Annotated in this window: 5 protein-coding genes; 2 read left to right on the forward strand and 3 right to left on the reverse strand. The window is 68.5% G+C overall.

Features of this window, described 5'->3' with window-relative positions; translation table 11 throughout:
- A partial coding sequence (locus Q4P07_RS13805; RefSeq protein WP_303375497.1) for an acyl-CoA synthetase occupies nt 1-1,722 on the forward strand: 1,722 nt, incomplete at its 5' end.
- A 46-nt stretch (nt 1,723-1,768) separates the two neighbouring features.
- Here Q4P07_RS13805 and Q4P07_RS13810 read toward each other — a convergent pair.
- Genes Q4P07_RS13810 through Q4P07_RS13820 form a run of 3 tightly spaced genes read right to left on the reverse strand, consistent with a single transcriptional unit; the run spans nt 1,769 to nt 4,148 of the window.
- Entirely contained in the window at nt 1,769-2,062 is a 294-nt protein-coding gene (locus Q4P07_RS13810; protein ID WP_303375498.1) for a hypothetical protein, read from the reverse strand.
- 41 nt (nt 2,063-2,103) lie between these two features.
- On the reverse strand, nt 2,104-3,363 hold the full coding sequence (locus tag Q4P07_RS13815; protein ID WP_303375499.1) for a RimK family alpha-L-glutamate ligase: 1,260 nt from the start codon (nt 3,361-3,363) through the stop codon (nt 2,104-2,106).
- 41 nt (nt 3,364-3,404) lie between these two features.
- Nucleotides 3,405-4,148, reverse strand: coding sequence for an esterase family protein (locus Q4P07_RS13820; RefSeq protein ID WP_303375500.1), 744 nt, complete (start codon nt 4,146-4,148; stop codon nt 3,405-3,407).
- A gap of 153 nt (nt 4,149-4,301) precedes the next feature.
- Here Q4P07_RS13820 and Q4P07_RS13825 point away from each other — a divergent pair.
- The coding region (locus Q4P07_RS13825; RefSeq protein ID WP_303375501.1) for a hypothetical protein at nt 4,302-4,594 on the forward strand (293 nt) is incomplete at its 3' end.

Genomic DNA, 4,594 nt, shown 5'->3' on the forward strand with positions numbered 1-4,594 from the left:
CCTGGCGCTGCGCTCAACCTCTCGGTGACCTGCCTGGACGTCCATCTCGCGCAGCACGGCGACCACGTCGCGATCCACTGGGAGGGCGAGCCAGGAGACCGCCGGGACCTCACCTACCGCGAGCTGCATGAGCAGGTGGTCACGCTCGCGCGCGCCTTGCGCGGCATGGGCGTGGTGGCAGGCGATCGGGTCGGGCTGCACCTGGGCTTTCTGCCCGAGACCGTGGTGGCGATGCTGGCCTGCGCTCGGATCGGCGCCATCCACAGCGTGCTGCCGTCGGCACTGCCGCCCGGCCCGCTGGCCGACCGCCTCGCGCTGCTCGACCTCAAGGTGCTCTTCACGCAGGACGGAGCGTGGCGGCACGGGACGGTGCTGCCGCTCAAGGCCCGCGTCGACGACGCGCTGGCCGCGGTCGGCAGCATCCAGCAGACCATCGTGGTGCGCCGCACGGGGATGGACGTCGCCTGGTATGAGGGCGACCGGTGGTATCACGACGTCGTCGCCGGCAAACGGGCGCACGAGCGGACCGACGACCATCCGACACCGCTGGCCGCGGCACACCCGGTGGCCCTGGTGCCCATCGCCAACCGCGGCGGCCAGCCGGTGTCGGTGCTGCACGGGACCGCCGCAGTGCTCGCCAACGCGATCGCCGTGCACGGCCAGTTGCGCACGGGCGGACCGTTCTGGTGCGCCGGGGACATCGCCTGGGCGGTCACGCAGTTTCACGCCATCTACGGTCCGCTGGCCTGGGGGGATGCGTCAGTGATGTTCGAGGGGACGCTCGATGTGCCCGACCATGGGCGAGCGTGGGACATCATCGGCAGGTATGGCGTGGAGACCCTGATCACGCCGCCCTCGGTGATGCGGACCATCCGCGGGTGGACGCGGGAGATGCCACGCCCCTCCTCCACGCCCAGCCTGCGGCGGATCGCCACCGCTGGAGAGCCTCTCGAGCCAGAGTTGGCGACCTGGATGACCGACGCGTTCGGCTCCGACCTGGAGGTGCTCGATGCCTGGGGACAGCTCGAGCTCGGCGGCATCGTGCGGATCACCGGCCAGCACGGTCTCGGCGTGGAAGGGGTCCCGATGCCGGACTGCGGTCTGGAGATCGTGGACCGCGCCGGCATGCTGCTGGGAGCGGGCGAGGCCGGCGAGGTCGTGCTCCGGCGGCCATGGGCCGGCGCGATGCTCGGGCTGGACGGCGCGGAGGACTTTTCTCCGGACCATTGGCAGCACTGGGAGCGCCACCCGGGCGTCTACTCCACCGGCGATCTGGCGACCCGGTCCGGTGACGGCAACGTCGCCTTCCTGGGGCGAGCTGACGACGTGGTGTCGGTCTCCGGTCAGCTGGTCTCGCTGCGCGAGGTGCGCGATGTGCTCACCGACCACCCCTTCGTGGCGCAGGCCCGGGTCAGCGTCCGCAAGGACCCCGAGCTGGGGCGGGCACTCGTCGCGGCGGTCGTGCTCTCCCCCGCGGCTGGGCCGAATGCCTCCGAGCTCGGCCTCGACGCCGTCGCGGTCGAGCTGATGGAGGCCGTCCGCGAGGCTCTTGGGGGGCTGGCCCGCCCCCGCGCCCTCCTCGTCGTCGACCGCTTTGGTGAGGAGCTGGGGCGCGAATCGCTCAATCGCGCGATCGCGGCCCTGTCCACCCCGCACCGGTCCAGCCCTCCGCGCAGCGTCACGTGGGAGCAGCTGGTGACCGCCAGCGGCGACGATGCGTGAGGCAGACCTCTAGCTGGCCCTCCCCGGCGGGCCTCTACGCAGACCTCTAGGCGGCCGGCACCACGTGCAGCGAGTAGCGCCCACCGAGGGCGCCGCCGATCGAGACGTTGTCTTCCCAGACGACCTGGATAGTCACGTTGTCACCGTCGTAGCCCTGGAAACGCACGGGGTTGGTCTGGTTGACGCCGTGCCCCAGGGCGATGATGTTGAAGCCCGGCTGGACCTGGACCTCGCAGCCATCGCCGCTCACGTGTCCGACGGTGTGACCGTTCAGCACGATGGCGCGGCCCTCCATTTGGGTGGCATGCCGGCCGAGGTCCAGTTTGACGGTGGTGACCATGGCTTCCTTTCGTCGTTGCAGCGCCGGTGGCGGCACGCAGGTCAGGCCTGGGGGGCTCGAAGGTTCTGCTGGTCTGCGGCCCAGAGACCGGTCAGACCCCGGAAGTGGGCCAAGAACTTCTCGTGCTCATGCTCGGGGTAGGTGGCTCGGACGGTGTCGACGATGAGCGTGTCGAACTCCTTGGAGCCCACCCACTCCAGCACCCGGTCGGGCAGGTGGGAGAGGTGGTCCTCGCACCACTGCCAGTACTTCTCGGCCTCGAGCTCGGAGTCTGCGAGCGCCCGGTAGGCATGCATCTTCTCGTCGTAGTCCATGTCGGCGTTGTCGGCGATGTCGAAATAGGCGTTGGGCGAGCGGAGCCCGATGGGGTTCTTCCGTCCCGTCACCAGGCAGTAGGTGGACCAGCGCACGAGCGCCGTGATCGCCCACGGGAAGTAGTAGTGCAACGAGGTCACCGCCACATCCGGGCAGGCGTTGGCATAGTCGATCGGATAGACCTCGTTGCCCTGGACGAGCATCTCGGCGCTGTTGAACTCCCAGCCGAAGAAGGCGTTGACCACCTTGCTGACGGTCTGCGTCTCCCACCCGGCCTTGGAGGAGAGGAAGTCGTGCGTCACGGCATACCTGCTGTGCATGGGTTCGCCGGGACGGAAGTCCATGACCATCGTCTCCGGGCCGATCGACAGCGCGCGGGCGAAGTGCTCATACTCCACCGTCGCCTGCAGGTGCATCAGCATGCTTCCGGAGTCGTCATAGGCCGAGTGCAGCTTAGCGACGTCGTCAACCCGGGAGACGCCACGCCAGCCACCTCCGTCGAAGGGCTTCATGTAGAGCGGGTAGCCGACCTCCTCGGCGATCGCCTCGAGGTCGAACGGGTCGTTGTACTTGCCCGACGTGTAGGCCCAGCGCACATTGTCGACCGGGTTCTTGTAGGGCACGAGCACCGTCTTGGGGATCTTCATCCCCAAGCGCAGCATGGCGCAGTAGGCGCTGTGCTTCTCCATGGCCTGGAAGGTGAACGGGCTGTTGAGAAGATAGGTGTTGTTCATCAGCGACGCCTTCTTCAACCACTCTCGCGGGTGGTAGTACCAGTAGGCGAGCCGGTCGATGACGAGGCCGTGGCGCACGTCGTCGGTCAGGTCGAAGGGCGCGATGCGGACGCGCTCGGCCTCCAGGGTGTGGGTCTTGCCCCCTGCCTGGATCGGGCCGACCATGCGCAGGATCGCTTCGAAGGCGCGCGGCCAGTCTTCCTCGGCACCGAGGAGCAATCCGATCAGGTGGGAACGAACGTCGCTGGTCATGGCAGAACGTTATCCCGTCACCGGACCCGACGTCAGCCGGGTCAGCAGAACCTGGGCAGGTGGTGGGCCAGCTGCTTGCGCCACCAGGGCCAGTCGTGCGCGCTGTCCTGGCCCCAGAGGTCCAGCTGATGCGGGATCCGTGCCTCGGCGAGCAGCCCAGCCAGCCGCCTGGCCTCCGGCAGCGACCGCGTCGGATGGACCTCAAAGGCTCCCTGCCCGGCGATGAGCAGGATGTTGGCCTGCGCCCGGACCCAGTCCAGGTGGCCACCCCCCATGCCGGGGACGTAGGCGGTGGGGTTGTTGTAGTAGGTCGCCTCCCCCAACTCGCCCCAGCCGTTGAAGGACGTCGGGTCGTAGTTGCCCGACAGCCCGATCGCGACCCGGACCAGGTCCGGACGCTTCAGCCCGAAGTTGACCGCGTGATAGGCCCCCATGCTGGCGCCGGTGGCGACGATGCCGGCATGCCCGGGTGAGTCCGCGTCGATCCTGGGCACCACGGTGTCGAGGATCCAGGACTCATAGAAGGCGTGCCTCCGGGCGCGTTCCTCCGTCGGCAGCCGATTCTCCGCCCACGTCAGGTGGTCAAAGGAGTCCACGCAGTAGACCTTGACCCGGCCGGCGTCGATGAGATCGGTGATCGCCTCGATCATGCCGTTGTTCTCGAAGTCCCAGGGCCGTCCCGCCTCTGAGGGGAAGGCCAGCAGCGGGCGGCCCCAGTGTCCGTAGCGGACCACCGTCCCCCGTCCGATGCCGAGCGTGTCGAGATCGACCTGCACGCGCTCCATCTCCGCTGCCTTTCGCCGTGTGCCTGCCGCGACCCGGCCGGTGCTCCCGCCGCGATCCGCAGGAGGTCAGCCTCGCATACCTGCGCGGCCCGGCTCGGCGGAAATCATCCTGGAGGATGACGAAGGTGTCCAATATGCCGGGAACACTGAGGTATGCAGTCGCGGAAGCACGTTCAGGTCGTCGAGGTCGACGCCAACGGGAGCATTCGCCGGTCCCTAGGACCGGCCTTCCTCGTCTCACCCGACGTGGTGGTCATGCGCGTGGTTAACAGGGACTCCACGCCAACCCTCCCGCTGCATGTGCTCGTCCCTGTCGCGGCAGGGGGCGACAGGGACGAGCACACCCCGATCAAGAAGATCTGGCCAGCGACCAAGGATGAGGGACTCTGGGCGTTCGAGCTGCAGGCACCCCTGCAGGTCACGCCGGAGGACGTCACTCCCGTCGA

Source organism: Ornithinimicrobium sp., assembly GCF_030537745.1.
In the GTDB taxonomy this organism is placed as follows: domain Bacteria; phylum Actinomycetota; class Actinomycetes; order Actinomycetales; family Dermatophilaceae; genus Ornithinicoccus.

Coding starts and splice junctions, on each gene's coding strand:
- Q4P07_RS13810 (WP_303375498.1), bottom strand. CDS start 2,062: ATGGTCACCACCGTCAAACTGGACCTCGGCCGGCATGCCACCCAAATG.
- Q4P07_RS13815 (WP_303375499.1), bottom strand. CDS start 3,363: ATGACCAGCGACGTTCGTTCCCACCTGATCGGATTGCTCCTCGGTGCC.
- Q4P07_RS13820 (WP_303375500.1), bottom strand. CDS start 4,148: ATGGAGCGCGTGCAGGTCGATCTCGACACGCTCGGCATCGGACGGGGG.